This is a genomic window from Pseudomonas putida NBRC 14164 (assembly GCF_000412675.1).
GTDB lineage: Bacteria > Pseudomonadota > Gammaproteobacteria > Pseudomonadales > Pseudomonadaceae > Aquipseudomonas > Aquipseudomonas putida.
On sequence record NC_021505.1, the window covers coordinates 3,940,666 to 3,956,708 of the forward strand.

15 protein-coding genes and 1 tRNA gene are annotated in these 16,043 nt (G+C 64.3%); 6 read left to right on the forward strand and 10 right to left on the reverse strand.

Translation table 11 applies throughout. The annotated features are described in order from the left end of the window. Nucleotide 1: 1 nt before the first annotated feature. The 3 genes from PP4_RS17380 to PP4_RS17390 are packed head-to-tail and all read right to left on the reverse strand — an operon-like array spanning nucleotide 2 to nucleotide 1,648. Nucleotides 2-535 carry a Csu type fimbrial protein gene (locus PP4_RS17380; RefSeq protein ID WP_016500512.1) on the reverse strand — a complete coding sequence of 178 codons (534 nt, stop codon included), beginning with the start codon at nucleotides 533-535 and terminating at the stop codon, nucleotides 2-4. Nucleotides 536-553: 18 nt separating this feature from the next. Then, complete coding sequence (locus tag PP4_RS17385; RefSeq protein WP_016500513.1) at nucleotides 554-1,090, reverse strand: Csu type fimbrial protein; 537 nt, start codon at nucleotides 1,088-1,090, stop codon at nucleotides 554-556. 30 nt (nucleotides 1,091-1,120) lie between these two features. Then, complete coding sequence (locus PP4_RS17390) at nucleotides 1,121-1,648, reverse strand: Csu type fimbrial protein (protein ID WP_041167793.1); 528 nt, start codon at nucleotides 1,646-1,648, stop codon at nucleotides 1,121-1,123. A gap of 268 nt (nucleotides 1,649-1,916) precedes the next feature. Here PP4_RS17390 and PP4_RS17395 point away from each other — a divergent pair, with 268 nt between their 5' ends. From PP4_RS17395 to PP4_RS17405, 3 genes are read left to right on the forward strand one after another with little or no spacing between them, the layout of a single operon-like run. Next, entirely contained in the window at nucleotides 1,917-4,163 is a 2,247-nt protein-coding gene (locus PP4_RS17395) for an ATP-binding protein (RefSeq protein ID WP_016500515.1), read from the forward strand. A 15-nt stretch (nucleotides 4,164-4,178) separates the two neighbouring features. Continuing rightward, nucleotides 4,179-4,640: a response regulator gene (locus PP4_RS17400; RefSeq protein WP_016500516.1), complete on the forward strand. Its 462-nt coding sequence runs from the start codon at nucleotides 4,179-4,181 to the stop codon at nucleotides 4,638-4,640. Nucleotides 4,641-4,653: 13 nt separating this feature from the next. After that, nucleotides 4,654-7,041, forward strand: coding sequence for a response regulator (locus tag PP4_RS17405; RefSeq protein ID WP_016500517.1), 2,388 nt, complete (start codon nucleotides 4,654-4,656; stop codon nucleotides 7,039-7,041). Nucleotides 7,042-7,185: 144 nt separating this feature from the next. Here the strand turns inward: PP4_RS17405 and PP4_RS17410 are convergent. Beyond that, nucleotides 7,186-7,260: transfer RNA gene (locus tag PP4_RS17410), tRNA-Gln, on the reverse strand. A 260-nt stretch (nucleotides 7,261-7,520) separates the two neighbouring features. Here PP4_RS17410 and PP4_RS17415 point away from each other — a divergent pair. After that, on the forward strand, nucleotides 7,521-7,763 hold the full coding sequence (locus PP4_RS17415) for a hypothetical protein (protein ID WP_012271609.1): 243 nt from the start codon (nucleotides 7,521-7,523) through the stop codon (nucleotides 7,761-7,763). 127 nt (nucleotides 7,764-7,890) lie between these two features. Further along, nucleotides 7,891-8,961, forward strand: coding sequence for a cell division protein ZapE (zapE, locus tag PP4_RS17420; RefSeq protein ID WP_016500518.1), 1,071 nt, complete (start codon nucleotides 7,891-7,893; stop codon nucleotides 8,959-8,961). A gap of 127 nt (nucleotides 8,962-9,088) precedes the next feature. On the opposite strand, the gene PP4_RS17425 is transcribed toward zapE, so the two are convergent. Beyond that, a complete protein-coding gene (locus tag PP4_RS17425; protein ID WP_016500519.1) occupies nucleotides 9,089-10,978 on the reverse strand; it encodes a propionyl-CoA synthetase in 1,890 nt (629 codons plus the stop codon). Nucleotides 10,979-11,157: 179 nt separating this feature from the next. On the opposite strand from PP4_RS17425, the gene PP4_RS17430 reads away from it, so the two are divergent. Then, entirely contained in the window at nucleotides 11,158-12,024 is an 867-nt protein-coding gene (locus PP4_RS17430; protein ID WP_016500520.1) for a LysR family transcriptional regulator, read from the forward strand. Here PP4_RS17430 and PP4_RS17435 read toward each other — a convergent pair. The 5 genes from PP4_RS17435 to PP4_RS17455 all read right to left on the reverse strand — a co-directional run bounded on the left by PP4_RS17435 (nucleotide 11,998) and on the right by PP4_RS17455 (nucleotide 16,043). Continuing rightward, nucleotides 11,998-13,152, reverse strand: a complete 1,155-nt coding sequence (locus PP4_RS17435) for an HPP family protein (protein ID WP_016500521.1) — start codon at nucleotides 13,150-13,152, stop codon at nucleotides 11,998-12,000. The genes PP4_RS17430 and PP4_RS17435 overlap by 27 nt on opposite strands. Before the next feature lie 283 nt (nucleotides 13,153-13,435). After that, a complete protein-coding gene (locus tag PP4_RS17440; RefSeq protein WP_016500522.1) occupies nucleotides 13,436-14,755 on the reverse strand; it encodes an ATP-binding protein in 1,320 nt (439 codons plus the stop codon). Beyond that, on the reverse strand, nucleotides 14,752-15,420 hold the full coding sequence (locus tag PP4_RS17445) for a response regulator transcription factor (RefSeq protein WP_016500523.1): 669 nt from the start codon (nucleotides 15,418-15,420) through the stop codon (nucleotides 14,752-14,754). The genes PP4_RS17440 and PP4_RS17445 overlap by 4 nt, the downstream gene beginning before the upstream one ends. Further along, nucleotides 15,421-15,735 carry a PepSY domain-containing protein gene (locus PP4_RS17450; protein WP_016500524.1) on the reverse strand — a complete coding sequence of 105 codons (315 nt, stop codon included), beginning with the start codon at nucleotides 15,733-15,735 and terminating at the stop codon, nucleotides 15,421-15,423. It lies immediately after the preceding gene. Next, the gene (locus PP4_RS17455; RefSeq protein ID WP_016500525.1) at nucleotides 15,735-16,043 is read right to left on the reverse strand and encodes a PepSY domain-containing protein; all 309 of its coding nucleotides are present in this window, start codon (nucleotides 16,041-16,043) and stop codon (nucleotides 15,735-15,737) included. Before PP4_RS17455 ends, PP4_RS17450 begins: the two co-directional genes overlap by 1 nt.

Below are 16,043 nucleotides of genomic sequence, written 5' to 3' on the forward strand. Positions count from 1 at the left end.
CTCAGAACGACAGTTCGACCGAAATCGTGTCGCTGTAGACCCCTGCAGGCAGGCCCGCCTTGCCCACGGCCTTGCCGTAAAGGTTGACGGTCTGGGCCACGCCAGTGCTGGTCGGCAGGGTGATGGTGCCATCGATGGCCAGCAGCGTCGTGCGCCCGGTGTCGGTGTACAGGTCATACGGCACAAAGTTGCCGGAACCATCGGCGAGCGCACGCGTGCCACCGCTCGACTGGCCGTCATGCAGGCCTGCGCGCACTTTGATCGCAGGCACCGTACCCGCCGAACACAAGATACTCATGGCACCGCCCCCGCCTCCCAGCACCTGGGCATTGGCAGTGACGAACAAGGCATCCTGGGTACCGAAGTTCAAGGCACCGAAGTTGAGCCCCGACGTGCCAGAACTCCCATTTACCTGGCACGCCGAGATCAGCGTCAGGGTCGAATTGATGCTGCCGGTCACCGTGGCAGCCTGGGCCTGGGAAGCCAAGGCCAGGCCCAGGCCTGCGAGCATGCAGCATGAAAGGTTCGTTCGCATCGGGGTCTCCTTGCGTAGTTACCAGTCCAGGGTCACTCTGAGGGTGTCGCGGTAAAGCCCGGCCGGCAGTGCGCGCGGTTGCGCCACCACCACACCGTAAATGGGGATCGGTACTTGCTGGGTGCTGTTGATGGTGAAGGCACGCGCCTGGCCGATGGCGTAGCGGCTGTTGCCGCCCGGGTCGACCGCCAGCTGATAAGGGATCAGTTCCCGGCCGTTGCTCAGCCGGCGCACGCCGTCGTCGCCATTCAGGCCGCCATTGATCCGCACATTGAAGGCCCTTACTTCGGGCGTGCAGCTGATCTGCAGGGAGCCCGCGCCGCCCGCTTCGTCAACCCGGCTGCGCAGCGGCTGGTCCCAGTTCGGGCCACGCTCGCCAAAGTCCAGCAGCCCCGGGTTGCCCAGCACAGCCGGTTGCGTGTCGTCGCTGCTGATCTGGCAGGCTGCGCTGATCACCAACCGCGCCTGGATGAAGCCGGTGGTGCTGCCATGCGCCGCACCACCAGGAACCAGCAACGGGCCCAGGGTAAGCAACAGGATCGAAGTGCGGTTCATGGCGTGGCGTCCTTGTGCATGGTGGCGTCCCTACCAGGTGACCGTGACTTTGAGCAGGTCGGCGTAAACCCCTGCATTCGGCACCCAGGCCAGTTTGTCGATGCGAGCGTACAACGGCAGCTCGACCGAGCCGCTGCTCGGTACCCTTGCCGACTGGGCGACCCCTACCGCCAGAGGCTCACGCCAGGCTGCGTCGCGGTACAAGCGATAAGGGATGGGCCTAGCCGTGTGGTCGTCGCTGGCCAGGTAGCGCAGCTCGCCGACGCCACCATGCTGGCCGCCATCGACGCGCACCTGATAAGGGGTGTCCGGGTTGCACTCAAGGCGCGGTGGGCGCTGGCTTAGCAGAACGCCGCTCAACGGTGCGCCGGGGCCGTCCAGGCGTGCCGCCGTGCCCAGATCAATGCGTCCGAGGGCCTGGGCTCCCGCGTCGCGGGTCTGGTTGACCAGCATGCAACCGCGCTGCACCAGCACACGCACTTCCACGAGAAAATCCGCTGCCACGGTACTGCCGCTGAACAACAGGCCCAACAACGCGGCCATTAAGCGCTCCGTCACCTTTTTATCCTTGTCGAAACGTCCTGAACAGAGCGTAGCAGCGAGGCAGTGCAACCGTGGTGGCCCCAGGCCGTTTTTTGGTATTAGCGATAAAGCGATAGCGCCCCGTTAAAAAAAGCCGGAACGGCGCAGAACCCCAGGCCACCTCCGTGTCTCCAATGGCCGAGGGCCGGTAAATGTGCCCGGTTTCTGGTAGGGTAAAGCACGTTCCTCCAGCGCCGGGCGCCAATGCCATACATGGACGGACATGACAGGAGCGTTTTCATTGATGACTGCAGACACCACGCTGGCAGAAGCCATGGAGCGCTGTGCCCGGGAACCGATCCACGTGCCGAGCAGCATCCAGCCCCACGGTTTCCTGCTGGTGCTGGACGCCACCGACCTGTGCGTGCTGCAGGCCAGTGAAAACGTCGAGCACTGGCTGGGCTTGCCAGCCCGTGAACTGATCGGTTGCCCCTTCGCCAGCCTGGTCAGCGACGGTTTTGACCTGCACGCGCAGCTCGCAAGGCTGCCCGAAGATGAGGTCTTCCCCTTCCACATCGGTGACGTGCGCTTGCGCCAAAGTGCGCCGTACAGCACCCCGCTGCATTTGCTGGTGCACGGCCACGACGAAGTACTGATTGCCGAATTCGAACCCCCTCGGCTGTCGCCGGAACTGACCGGGCAAGGTGACTATTACCCGCTCGTGCGCAGCTTTGTCGGCAGCCTGCAACTGGCCAGCAGCCTCGAAGACCTGCTGCAGCAAACGGTGCTGCAGCTCAAGCGCATCACCGGTTTTGGCCGGGTCAAGGCGTACCGTTTCGATGCCGAGGGCAACGGCCAGGTGCTGGCCGAGTCCGCCGACCCAGGCTACCCCGCTTACCTGGGCCTGTGCTTCCCGGCTGCAGACATCCCGCGCCAGGCGCGCGAACTGTACCGGGTCAACCGCATCCGCGTGATCGAGGATGCCAACTACCAGCCCTCGCCCCTGCTACCGGTCATCAACCCGCGCACCGGCAAGGCACTGGACATGAGTTTTGCCGCACTGCGCAGTGTGTCGCCGGTGCACCTGCAGTACATGCGCAATATGGGCACACTCGCTTCGATGTCGCTGTCGATCGTGGTCGACGGTGAGCTGTGGGGGCTGATTTCCTGCCACCACCAACAGCCACGTGCGGTGGACCTGCGTACCCGCACGGCCTGCGAGTTGCTGGCCAGTGTGCTGTCGCTGCAGATCGAGTCCCGCGAGTCCCACGCCAGCACGCGCAAGCTGCTGGCGTTGCGCCAACACATCGTGCGCATGATCTCGTCCATGGCCGACCACGACAGCGTCAGTGACGGCCTGCGCGACCTGCCCCAGGTGTTGCTGGCCTTTGCCGGCGCCCAAGGCGCCGCAGTTATCTCGGCCGAACGCTGTGACCTGATCGGCCAGACCCCGCCTGAAGCCCAGGTGACCGCGCTGGTGCACTGGCTTGGCCAGCGCGGCGAAGACACGGTGTTCCACAGTGACAACGTGCGCCGCGACATCATTGACCTGCCCGAGCTGGCCACCCACGCCGGTGGTGTGCTGGCGGTGGCCATCTCGCAGATCCATTCGCACTACCTGCTGTGGTTCCGGCCCGAACAGGTGCGCACGGTGAACTGGGCGGGCCAGCCGACCAAGCAGGTCGGGCCGCAGGGCAACCTCGACCCACGGCACAGTTTCGAACGCTGGCAGGAAGAGCTGCGCGGCTATAGCGAGCCTTGGGACCCGTTAGTGATCGACGGCGTGCTGGAACTGCGCACCGCCGTGCTTGGCATAGTCCTGCGCAAAGCCGAAGAACTGGCACAGCTGGCGGGTGACTTGCGCCGTTCGAACAAGGAGCTCGAAGCGTTTTCCTACAGTGTTTCCCACGACCTGCGCGCGCCTCTGCGGCACATCGCCGGCTATACCGAACTGCTGGGTGAAATGGAAGGCCAGGGCTTGACCGAGCGCGGCAAGCGGTTCTTGCAGCACATTGGTGAAGCCGCGCACTTTGCCGGCAGCCTGGTCGACAACCTGCTCAACTTCTCGCAGATGGGCCGCTCTGCCTTGCGCCTGTCCGACGTAGACCTTAACGCGCTGGTCGAGGCCATTCGCAGCGAACTGGCCCCCGATTACGAAGGCCGCGCAATCGTTTGGGACATCGCCCCGCTGCCCAAGGTGATCGGCGACCCGGCGTTCATCAACATGGCCTTGCACAACCTGATCGCCAATGCCATCAAGTACACACGTGGCCGTACGCCTGCCCACATCGGCATCAGTGCCGTGGAGCATCCTGGCGAAACCGAGATCTGCATCCGCGACAATGGCGTGGGCTTCGACATGGCCTATGCCAACAAGCTGTTCGGCGTATTCCAGCGCCTGCACCGCATGGAAGATTTCGAGGGCACAGGGATTGGCCTGGCAAGCGTGCGCCGCATCATCGAGCGCCATGACGGCCGGGTCTGGGCCGAAGGCCAGATCGACCAGGGCGCCAGCTTCCACTTCACCCTCCCCCGAAACACTGCTACATGAGGCACCGCTACCATCATGCTCAAACCCATCCTGCTGGTCGAAGACAACCCCCGGGACCTGGAACTTACCCTGCTGGCCCTGGAGCGCAGCCAGTTGGCCAACGAGGTCATCGTGCTGCGCGACGGCGCCGAGGCACTTGACTACTTGCTGCGCCGCAACACCTATGCCGACCGCGACGACGGCAACCCCGCCGTCTTGCTGCTGGACCTGAAGCTGCCCAAGGTCGACGGCCTTGAAGTGCTCAGGGCAGTACGCGCCACCGCCGAACTGCGCAGCATCCCGACGGTGATGCTGACCTCCTCGCGGGAGGAGCCCGACCTGTTGCGCGCCTATGAACTCGGGGTCAACGCCTACGTGGTCAAGCCGGTGGAATTCAAGGAATTCGTCGCCGCCATCTCTGACCTCGGGGTATTCTGGGCAGTGCTTAACGAACCGCCACCCGGCTCACTGCGGCTGAATCGTCGCGGTAGCAACTGAGGCCGCCGCAACGATGCAGCAAACGCCGTTGAAACTACTGATGGTCGAAGACAGCTCGATGGACGCCGAGCTTACCCTGATGCGTCTGGAGCGCAGCGGGCTGCATGTGCAGTCCCAGCTGGTATTCGACCATGTGGGTGTCGACCATGCCCTGCGCGAGGCCCGCTACGACCTGATCCTGTGCGACTGCGTGCTGCCGGGGTCGTCTGGCACCGAGGTGCTGGCCATTGCCCAACGCCTGGCACCGGACGTTCCGTTCATCTTCCTCTCCGGCATCTACGGCGAAGAGCACGCGGTGGAAATGATCCGCCTGGGCGCCACCGACTATGTGCTGAAGAAGAACCTGCCACTGCTGCCCAAGGCGGTACGCCGGGCGCTGACCGAAGTGCAGGAACGCCAGCGCCGGCGCCGCGCCGAAGAGGCTCTGATCGACGTCGAGGCGCGGGCACGTATCGCCATCGACGCCGCCGGCATGGGCACCTGGGACCTGCGCCCGCAGGAAGGCCTGCTGCTGTGGGACGACCGCTGCAAGACCTTGTTCGGCCTGCCTACCAGCACCGAAATGAGCCTTGAGGTATTCCTCGGTGGCATCTACCCCGATGACCTGCCAATGGTGCGTGAGGCGGTGGAATACGCCATGCGCCCGGAAAGCGGCGGCCGCTACCGCGTCGAATTTCGCATCGCGCAACCCAACGGCCTGGAGCCGCGCTGGTTGCTCAGCAGCGGCCAGAGCCAGTTCGTCGATGGCCAGTGCGTGCGCTTTTCCGGCGTGCTGCAGGACATCCACACCCAGCGCCTGGCCACACAGGCGCTGCGTCAGCTCAACGAGATGCTGGGGGAGAGGGTCGAACGCCGCACCCGCGAACGCGACCGTGCCTGGGAGCTGTCGCAGGACCTGCTGGCGGTGCTGAACAAGGACCTGACCCCAGTTGCACTCAACCCCGCCTGGGAAGCCAGCCTGGGCTTCTCCCGCGAGCGCCTGAGCCAGTCGTCGTTGCTGCATCTGCTGCCCGAAGCCGACCAGGAACTACTGCTGACCGAACTGGCTGCCCTCGCCCATGGCCGTACCAGCGTACGTTTCGTCGGCCGCATCCTGCATGCCGGCGGCCAGCAGCGCTGGCTATCGTGGGTGGTGGTGCCGGAAGACACGCTGCTGTATGTGGTGGCACGCGACATCACCAGCGAGCGCGAAGCCGCCCTGGGCTTGGCAGAAGCCAACGCCCGCCTGCGCGAACAGATCAACGAACGCGAGCGCATCGAGGCGGCGCTGCAGCAGATGCAGCGGCTCGAAGCCGTCGGTCAGCTGACCGCTGGCGTGGCCCACGACTTCAACAACCTGTTGACGGTGATCCTTACCGGCGCCAGCTTTCTTGAGCGCGACCTGGCCAAGGCCAACCTGGACAAGGCCCGTACGCGGCTCACCCACATCCGTGAGGCGGGCGAGCGTGGCGCCAAGCTGACCTCGCAGCTGCTGGCATTTTCCCGCCGCCAGCGCCTGGAGCCGGTAGCGCTCAACCTCAACCAGACCCTGGCCGGCCTGGAAGAGCTGTTGCGCCGCACACTGGGTGGCAACGTCTCGGTGCGCCTGGACCTGGACCAGGCCCTGTGGCACGCACTGACCGACCCCACCCAGACCGAGATGATCATCCTCAACCTGGCGATCAATGCCCGCGATGCCATGCCTGACGGCGGCCAGCTGACCCTGACCACCCGCAACACCCGCATTGACAACCGCCCGCAACGCCCGGAAGACCCGGACCCGGGCGAGTACGTGATGCTGAGCATCCGCGATACCGGCTGCGGCATGAGCGAAGACGTGCTGGCCAAGGTGTTCGAGCCGTTCTTTACCACCAAGGACATCGGCAAGGGCTCGGGCCTGGGCCTGGCCCAGGTGTTCGGCTTCGCCAAGCAGTCCGGGGGTGGTGTACGCATCGATACCTCCCCGGGCCGCGGCACGCAGGTGGCGGTGTACTTGCCCGCCGTAAAGGACCAGATCGTGAGCGAGCCGGTGATCCCGCCGCTCGGCCAGCCGGTCAGCGACAGCGGCCGCAACCGCACGGTGTTGCTGGTGGATGATGACCATCTGGTGCGGGACTTGCTTGGCGATGTGTTGCGCCAATATGGCTACCAGGTGCGACAGGCGCACAGCGGCGAACAGGCGTTGGCCTTGCTGGACGACGAGATCGACCTGCTGCTTACCGATTTCGCCATGCCCGAGTTCAACGGCGCGCAACTGGCGCTGGCGGCACGCGAACGGTACCCGCGCCTGCCGGTGGTGTTCCTGACTGGCTATGCGGAGTTGCAGGGGCTGGAGTTGCCGGGCAGCGTGGTGGTTCAGAAACCGGCGCAAGCGGATGAACTCGCCAGGGTGCTGAACGAGATGCTGGGCATTGCCGGGTAATTCGGGAAAGCACAAACCTTGGCAGGAGCGGCCCGGCAAGGCCGCTCCTGCAAGAATCGTGTGACGGAATTAAAAATACGGAAACGACAAAACCCAGCGCTTATCTTTCTAAGCACCGGGCGATATACGTTTGAAACTGGAAAATGGCAGGGGCGGCTGGATTCGAACCAACGCATGGCAGGATCAAAACCTGCTGCCTTACCGCTTGGCGACGCCCCTGTATCGGATGCAGCATTCGCTGCTCTGACAATTCCAACTGGGTGACAACTGGGTTGTTGTCTTGGAATGCGCGGCACTTTAACAACAAAGTTTTCATCTGTGAACCCCCTGATGAAAAAAAATTGTCAAAAAACAGCGGGTTAGTCATTTCGGCGGTTTGTGCAGTGACCATCCGTCGCTTTCCCCCCGCTTCGCTTCAACACAATCGCATTCCTCCCTTCAAATCTATTGAGCCAATTGCATTGACCAAGGAGGACCCCATGCCTGTCTCTCACGACCTGTACCAGGACCTGCACTACCCTCGCGAAATCGTCCAGCAGCGCCGCCAGCAGGACAAAGCGCTGGATCGGCTGCTGGACGAGTACATGGACATCGACAACCAGGTGCTAGCCGCCGAATCGATCTCGGCGGGCAACTTCGTTGACGAAGACCTGCGCCACCTCAAGGAGCGCCGCCTGGCGGTGAAATACATGATCGAGCGCCAACTGGAACGTAAAGCCTAGGCAATGCAGGTGTGCAGCCAGACCTATCGCATCAGGTGATCATTGCCGATCACTTTCTGTATTAGTCAAAATGGCTGCCCTCGGGCAAGCTGCGCGCTGCCCCGTCATCGCCCAAGGAGCTTTGCTTTTGTCTGCCTGGATCCCTGCCCCACTGCGCCAGCTTGGCCAGCGCCTGCGCGGCGCCACCGCCAACCAGAGCGAACTGCTCGACTGGTTCGAGGACAAAGCCCGAAGCCGCGGTTACCAGCTGAGTGACGGCCAGCGACGGGTGATCCACTGCATGGCCGAACAACTGGCACTGCTCGAACAAGGGCAGCCACGCAGCCTGTACCTGTACGGTTCGGTGGGGCGCGGCAAGAGCTGGCTGCTGGACGGGTTCTTCCAGGCGGTGCCGGTTGAAGCAAAGCGCCGCCTGCACTTTCATGATTTTTTTGCCCGCCTGCACCAGGGCATGCACCGCCACCGGGCGCTGGACGATGCGCTGGGCGCAACCCTCGACGAACTGGTGGGTGGCTGCCAGGTGTTGTGCTTCGACGAATTCCACGTGCATGACATCGGCGATGCCATGCTGCTTACTCGCCTGTTCAACGCCCTGTTCGCCCGCGGCGTGTTCCTGCTGGTGACCTCCAACTACGCGCCCGAAGGGCTGCTGCCCAACCCGCTGTACCACGAGCGTTTCCTGCCGGTGATCCGCCTGATCAACGGGCGCATGCAGGTTCTGGAAGTGGGTGGCGGCACCGATTTTCGCAGCTTGCCGGCCAACCGCGAGCACCAGCGGTTTACCCAAGGCCACTATGTATGGCCGGGGACGGCAGCGCAGCGCCAGGTACTTGGCGTGCCGGACGAGCAGCCGGTAATGCTTGAAGTGAACAAACGCCCGCTGCGCGCACTGGCCATCGATGGCCGGCGGGTGGTGCTTGGCTTTGACGACTTGTGCGAAAAGGCCACGGCGGTGATCGACTACCTGGTGCTGGCGCAGGAGTACGATGAATGGATCATCGATGGGCTGGATGACCTGGCGCAGTGTTCGCTGGCGGCGCAGCAGCGCTTCGTCAACCTGGTGGATGTGCTGTATGACCAGGACCGACAGGTGACAGTGGTTGGTAAACGGCCGCTGGAAGAGAGCCTGGGCGGGCCGCTTGCCGACCTGATGCGGACCCGCAGCCGGTTGGGGCAACTGCACCAGGTAGCCCCCTAGCACCGCATTGCCCGCCCCGGCCTCATCGCCGGCAAGCCGGCTCCCATAGGTACCGCGCAGGCTTCAGCGCCTGGGGTCAACCTGTGGGAGCTGGCTTGCCGGCGATGAGGCCCTGAAGGTCAAAGCATCAACCCGCCCTGGGCAAATCCGCCAGCACCGCCTCGATCTCCCCCAGCACCGCCGGGTCATCCAGGGTCGAAGGCGGTACATAGTCCTGCCCGTCGGCAATCTTGCGCAGCACCGCGCGCAAGATTTTCCCCGAGCGGGTCTTGGGCAGCCGCTTCACCAGCCGAACCCGGTTGAAACAGGCCAGCGGGCCAATCGCTTCGCGCACGCTGCCCACCAGGTCTACCAGCAACTGCGCCTCGGCAATGCCCTCGCCGTCCTTGAGCACAACGAGCGCCAACGGCACTTGCCCCTTGATTTCATCGTGCACGCCAATCACCGCACACTCGGCCACCGCCGGGTGGCAGGCCACCAGGTCCTCCATTTCGCCCGTGGACAGCCGGTGGCCAGAGACATTGATCACGTCATCCGTGCGCCCCATGATGTAGACGAAACCGTCATCATCCAGAAAGCCGCCGTCACCCGTGTGGTAATACCCCGGGTAAGTGCGCAGGTAAGCCTGCAAATAACGCTCGTGATCGCCCCACAGGGTCTGGCTGCACCCAGGCGGCAATGGCAAGGCAATGACGATCGAGCCCTGGTGGTTGGGGCCCAGCAAATGGCCCTCGTCATCCACCACACGTACGTAATAGCCCGGAACCGCCCGGTTGCTTGAACCCGGTTTCGCCGCACTGCCGTCCAGCCCCACGCAGGGCGCGGTGACCGGCCAGCCGGTTTCAGTCTGCCACCAGTGGTCGTGCACCGGCTTGCCGCTGACCCGCTCCAGCCATTCATGGGTGCTGGAATCGAGCTTCTCACCCGCCAGGAACAGTTGGCGCAGCGAGCTGAGGTCGTGCTTGCGGATCAGTTCGCCCTCCGGGTCTTCCTTGCGGATGGCACGCATGGCGGTGGGCGCACAGAACAGCGCGTTGACCTTGTATTGTTCCACCACCCGCCAGTAGGCCGAGGCGTCCGGCGTGCGGATCGGTTTGCCTTCGTAGAACACCGTGGTGCAGCCGCTCATCAGCGGCCCATAGACGATCAGCGAATGGCCGACCACCCACCCCACATCGGAAATGCCCCACCACACGTCCCCGGCCTGCATGCCGTAGATATGGCGCATGGCATAGCATAGCGCCACGGCATTGCCGCCATTTTCGCGGACGATGCCCTTGGGTTTGCCGGTGGTGCCAGAGGTGTACATGATGTACAGCGGGTCGCCCGCATCCAGCTCGACCGGTGCCACCGGCTGGGCGCCGACCAAGGCTACCTGCCAGTCCAGGTCGCGGCCTGGCTGCAGCTGCGCCTGCGCCTGCGGCCGTTGCAGCACCAGCACATTGCGCGGCTGGTGGCGGGCCAGTTGCAGGGCGCGGTCGACCAGCGGCTTGTAGGCAATCACCTTGTCGAATTCCAGCCCGCAGGATGCCGTCAGCAGCAGCGTGGGCCGGGCGTCATCGATGCGCAGGGCCAGCTCGTTGGCGGCAAAGCCGCCGAACACCACCGAATGCACCGCGCCAATCCGCGCGCAGGCCAGCATGGCCATGGCCGCTTGCGGCACCATGGGCATGTAGATGATCACCCCATCGCCCTTTTCCACCCCCAGCTGGCGCAGCAAACCGGCCAGGCGCGCCACTTCGTCGCGCAAGTGGTTGTAGGTGTAGGCCTGCTGCACGCCGGTGACCGGCGAATCGTAGATCAGCGCCACCTGCTCGCCACGGCCCAGCTCGATCTGGTGGTCGAGGGCCAGGTAGCAACTGTTCAGACGGCCATCGGCGAACCAGCGGTGGGTACCGTCGGCATTGTCTTGCAGGGTCAGGGCAGGCTTGCGGTGCCAGGCCAGGTGCGCGGCCTGTTCCGCCCAGAAAGCGGCAGGGTCGGAAATGGAATGGGCGTAGCTGTGCTGGTAGCTCATATCGAAGGGAACCCGGTACTTGTTGTTATTGAAGGGCGAAACCTGAGTATGGACCGCTACACCCGCGCCGCCATGGGACTAAAGTCACAACCGACCTGCAAATTTGCAGACAACGCAAAAGCGCCCCATAACGGTGCAAAGCTTCTAGAATAGGCCACCCTTCAGCCACCGAGCAGCCCATGGATATCGATCAGGCCCGAACCTTCCTGGAAATCGTGCGTTGCGGCAGCCTGGTCGCCGCCGCCGAACGCCTGTTCGTGTCACAGACGGCAATTACCGCCCGGGTGCAGCGTTTGGAGCAGCAACTGGGCTGCCAGCTATTTGTGCGCAGCCGCAACGGCGCCAGCCTGACCAGCGACGGTGAAGCATTCGTCAGTTACGCCAACCAGCTGGTACAAACCTGGGAAGCGGCGCGGCGCGACCTGCCGCTGCCCGAGGGCTGCCAGCAAGTGCTGCATGTGGGGGGAGAAGTGAGCCTGGGCAACCCGATGATGCTTGACTGGATCAGTGCCCTGCACCGTGAGCTGCCCAGCCATGCCATCCGCAGCGAGGTAAGCGACGGCGAGTCGCTGCTGCGCAAGGTCGAGATGGGTTTGCTGGACGCTGCGCTGGTGTATCAGCCGACCTACGGGCCAGGCCTGCAGGTGGAACAGTTGATGGAAGAAAAGCTGATCCGCGTGCGCCGGGTGGACCAGCCAGAGCCTTACATCTACATCGACTGGGGCGAGGCCTTCCGCCGCCAGCACGATGCCGCCCTGCCCGATTGCGCCCGCCCGGCGCTCAGCTTCAACCTGGGCCCCCTGGCCTTGCAGTTCATTCTCGATCAGGGCGGCAGCGGTTACTTCCGCACGCGCGTGGTGCAGGCGTACCTGGACAGCGGCGTGTTCGAGCGGGTACCGCAGGCGCCGGAGTTCACCTACCCGACCTTCCTGGTGTACCCACGCAAACGCGACAGCGAAGCCCTGCAACAGGCCTTCGTCATCCTGCGCCAGCTGGTAGCCGCCGGCGCCAGCGACTGGTCACAACGCTGGGACCCGGTTATCTGAAGCCTCGGCGTTGCTGAGCAGCTGGCGCTTGAGGCCAGCGATCAGGTCGGTCTGGGTGATTACCCCCACCAGCTTGCCGGCATCGAGCACCGGCAGGCAATGCAGGCCCTGCTCGCACAACAACGGCAACAGGCGCTCCAGCGGATGCTGGCTACTGACACTGACCACCCGGCGGCTCATCACCTGCTCCATGCGTACCGCTTTGCGGCCGAACAGCCCGCGCCAGCTGAAGCGGCCACGCTGCATGGCCGGGCCAACCAGGTCGCTGAGGCTGACGATGCCCACCAGCTTGCCCTGCTGCAATACCGGCAGGGTTTTCAGGTGGTGGCTGGCCAGCATTTTCCAGGCCTGCTCAAGGGTGGTTTCGGGCGTGGCGAACTGCACATCGCGCGACATCACCGAACCCGCGGTAATACCGCCAAGGCTGCGCTGCAGGGCGTGCTGCTCGGTGGCGAGGATGATGCGTTCCAGCTCGTCACGGGTGACGTCGACGAACTCACCCAGCTCTTCCAGGGCCTGATCCAGGTCCTCGCCACGGATGCCGACCCGCTCACTGGGCAGGGGGTCGTGGGTATGGTGCACATCCTTGCGCGGCGCTACGCCTTTCGGGTAGCGCACACCGGTCAGGCGATTGTAGAGCACCGCCACGCTCACCAGGATCAGCGCGTTGAGCAGAATGGGCTCAAGCAGGTGATCACCCATGGCGGTCAGCCCCGAATCAGCCAGCACTGCGCTCACTGCCACCCCGCCACCCGGCGGGTGCAGGCAGCGCAGCAGGCACATCACCAGGATCGAGACGCCCAGGGCCGCTGCGGCCACCCACAGCTCCGGGCCGAAGCCCTGGCGCATGGCCAGGCCGACCGCGCCGGCCAGCGCGTAGCTGCCCAGCACTGGCCAAGGTTGGGCCAACGGGCCGGAATGCACGGCGAACACCAGCACTGCCGTGGCCGCCAGCGGGCCCAGCAGGTGCAAGGCGATGCCGGGGCCATAGGCCATGCTGGTCAGCCAGCCAGCGAGGAACAGACCGAGCAACGCACCGATACCGGCACGCAACCATTCTTTTGGAGAGGTATTCAGGGGCGCCGGCAACAGGCGCTGCAGGCGGTTTTCGGAACGCGAGGCAGACATTGGGTAATCGGGGTCTTTGGTTTTTTCTGATTAAAAAGAAAGCCCAGCCGAGCTGGCCTGGGCCTCGTATTGCGCGTGCAATACCACAAGGGGCTCCTTCCATGGAGAGATGGAAACCGCAGGGTTTCGTGGGGGGATTTTGCCGGGCGGGGGGGCATTTGGGCCAATTCAAAAAACTGCGGCTGTACTGCAATTTTTTTGCAGTACTGATACGGCCTAGGCGGATTGGGCACACCTGTGGGAGCGGCCTCGTGTCGCGATGGGCCGCCTAGCGGCCCCGGCATTACCGAGCCTTGCGCGGCAGGTCGATGCTCACACGCAATCCTCCCAGCGGGCTCTGCTCCAAGGCCAGACGCCCGCCCCAGGCGTCGACGATATCACGCACGATACCCAACCCCAGCCCATGCCCGTCCACCTGCTCGTCCAGCCGCGAGCCCCGCTCCAGCACCTGCAGCCGTTGGTTCTCAGGGATGCCTGGGCCATCGTCATCGACCCACAGCTGGTAACCCCCGGCATTCGGCGCAATGCTCAGCCGCACCTCGCTGTCCGCCCACTTGCAGGCGTTGTCCAGCAGATTACCCAGCAGCTCCAGGAAGTCCTCGCGGTCCCACGGCAGCAGCAACCCGGGCGGCACGTCCCTGGCCAGTAGCAAGCCCTCTCCGTGAATCATGCCCAACGTGCTCAGCAATCCGGGTAGCTCGGCGTCGCAATCGAACTGCGCGCCAGGCAGCGCATCCCCTGCCAGGCGCGCACGGTTCAGCTCCCGCGCCAGCCGTTGCTGAATTTGCTCCAACTGCTCACGCATCTGCGCGCTTACCTCCGGCAGATCCTTCAGGCGCGCGCTGGAAGCCAGGTTCAATAGCACCGCCAGCGGCGTCTTGAGTGCATGCCCAAGGTTGCCCAAGGCATTGCGCGACCGGCGCAAGCTGTCTTCGGTATGGCTGAGCAAGTGGTTGATCTGCCCCACCAGCGGCGCCAACTCGCTGGGCACCTGCTCATCCAGCTGCGAGCGCTGGCCCTGCTGCAGCTGGGCGATCTGCTGGCGTGCCCGCTCAAGCGGGCGTAACGAGCGGGTAACCGTGATGCGCTGCAGCACGAGAACCAGAATCAGCGCAACAAGGCCCATGCCCAGGCCGATCTGCTGCATGCGCCGGAAACCTTCGCGCACCGGCGAATAGTCCTGTGCCACGCTGATCGATATGTCCTGGCCCAGGCGCCGGTAGTCCGCGCGCAGGGCCAGCAGTTGCTGCCCTTCCGGGCCGAGTTCATGGCTATCGGAAAGCCCGGGCGCCGATGGTTTGGGCATGTCAAGGTCCCACAGCGAACGAGACCTCCAGGTGCCTTTGTCAAAATCGATGCGGAAGTAGTAACCGGAAAAAGGCCGTTGGTAGGCCGCCGAAATACGCCGCTCATCCAGCTGCAGGCCGGACGGCCCACGTACCAACGCCACCAGCAGGTTCTCGCTTTCCTTGCGCAGGCCGTTTTCCAGGTAGCGTTGCAGGCCAGCTTCGAACAGCCACAAGGTCAGTTGCGCCAGCACCACGCCGACCACCACCAGCACCGCCACCAGGCCCAGGCTCAGGCGCGCCTGGATCGACTTCACCCGGCGCTCCCGGCATAGATGTAGCCTTGCCCGCGACGGGTCTCGATCACGCTGCGGCCCAGCTTGCGCCGCAAGTGATTGACGTGCACTTCCAGCACGTTGGAGTCCCGCTCGGTTTCGCCGTCGTAAAGGTGTTCGGCCAGGTGGCTTTTGGACAGGATCTGCTGCGGGTGCAGCATGAAGTAACGCAGCAGCCGAAACTCGGCAGCGGTCAGTTGCACATCCATGCCGTCACGGCTCACACACTGACGGCTTTCATCCAGGTGCAGCCCCGCTGCCTCCAGTTTCGGCTGGTTGGCCAGGCCCCGGGCACGGCGCAGCAATGCCTGGATACGCAATTGCAGCTCTTCCGGGTGGAACGGTTTGCTCAGGTAGTCATCAGCCCCGGCCTTCAGCCCCTCGATGCGCTCGGCCCACGAGCCGCGGGCGGTGAGGATCAGCACCGGCGTGACCAGGCCGGCAGCACGCCACTGGGCCAGCACATCCAGGCCCGGCAAGCCCGGCAGGCCAAGGTCGAGAATGATCAGGTCGTAGGGTTCGCTCTGGCCCTGGTAAACCGCGTCGCGGCCGTCGGCCAGCCAGTCCACGGCATAGCCCTGGCGCTGCAGGCCGGCGGTCAGCTCATCGGCCAGCGGTACATTGTCCTCGACAAGCAACAGGCGCATTCAGTCGTCTTCCTCGTCTTTGAGCAGGGCACCGGTGCTGGCATCGAGCTTGATCTCGCGTACCACACCTTCAACCGTCAGCAGTTCGACCTCATATTCGTAGCGATCGTCGTCTTCTTCCAGCTCGGCTTCCAGCAGGCGCGCCCCGGGGTGACGCCCCAGGGCGGTTTCCAGCAATTGCTCGAGCGGCAGGATGACGCCCTTCTGCCGCAGCTTCAGGGCTTCGTCCTGGTCAAGGTCGCGGGCTGCGGCCAGGGAGCACACGGCCAGCAGCGCCAGCGCGAGGTAGCGCGCCGGCCGCGGTAAGTGAATCATCAGTTGTCCCGCTCGTCCTTCAGCACTTCACCGGTCTTGGCGTCCAGCGCCACGTCCCACTCGACGTTCTGGGTGTCGCGCAACTCGACCTTGTAGATGTAGCGGCCGTACTCGTCCTCAAGCTCCGAGTCGGTGACGGTGGCGCCGGGGTGCTTGGCCACGGCGGTGGCTTTGAGATCATCCAGCGACTTGATGGTCTTGGCGTTGACCAGCTTGACCACTTCGTCAGGCTGTACATCCTTGGCGAAAGCGGCATTCGCGCCCAGGGCGAGGGCAGCGGCGGTGAACAGGGCAGTCAAGGTTTTCAT

Excerpts from the sequence above, each read along its gene's own strand:
- PP4_RS17380 (WP_016500512.1), bottom strand. The coding sequence starts at position 535 with ATGCGAACGAACCTTTCATGCTGCATGCTCGCAGGCCTGGGCCTGGCC.
- PP4_RS17385 (WP_016500513.1), bottom strand. The coding sequence starts at position 1,090 with ATGAACCGCACTTCGATCCTGTTGCTTACCCTGGGCCCGTTGCTGGTT.
- PP4_RS17395 (WP_016500515.1), top strand. The coding sequence starts at position 1,917 with ATGACTGCAGACACCACGCTGGCAGAAGCCATGGAGCGCTGTGCCCGG.
- PP4_RS17400 (WP_016500516.1), top strand. The coding sequence starts at position 4,179 with ATGCTCAAACCCATCCTGCTGGTCGAAGACAACCCCCGGGACCTGGAA.
- PP4_RS17405 (WP_016500517.1), top strand. The coding sequence starts at position 4,654 with ATGCAGCAAACGCCGTTGAAACTACTGATGGTCGAAGACAGCTCGATG.
- PP4_RS17415 (WP_012271609.1), top strand. The coding sequence starts at position 7,521 with ATGCCTGTCTCTCACGACCTGTACCAGGACCTGCACTACCCTCGCGAA.
- PP4_RS17425 (WP_016500519.1), bottom strand. The coding sequence starts at position 10,978 with ATGAGCTACCAGCACAGCTACGCCCATTCCATTTCCGACCCTGCCGCT.
- PP4_RS17430 (WP_016500520.1), top strand. The coding sequence starts at position 11,158 with ATGGATATCGATCAGGCCCGAACCTTCCTGGAAATCGTGCGTTGCGGC.
- PP4_RS17435 (WP_016500521.1), bottom strand. The coding sequence starts at position 13,152 with ATGTCTGCCTCGCGTTCCGAAAACCGCCTGCAGCGCCTGTTGCCGGCG.
- PP4_RS17445 (WP_016500523.1), bottom strand. The coding sequence starts at position 15,420 with ATGCGCCTGTTGCTTGTCGAGGACAATGTACCGCTGGCCGATGAGCTG.
- PP4_RS17450 (WP_016500524.1), bottom strand. The coding sequence starts at position 15,735 with ATGATTCACTTACCGCGGCCGGCGCGCTACCTCGCGCTGGCGCTGCTG.
- PP4_RS17455 (WP_016500525.1), bottom strand. The coding sequence starts at position 16,043 with ATGAAAACCTTGACTGCCCTGTTCACCGCCGCTGCCCTCGCCCTGGGC.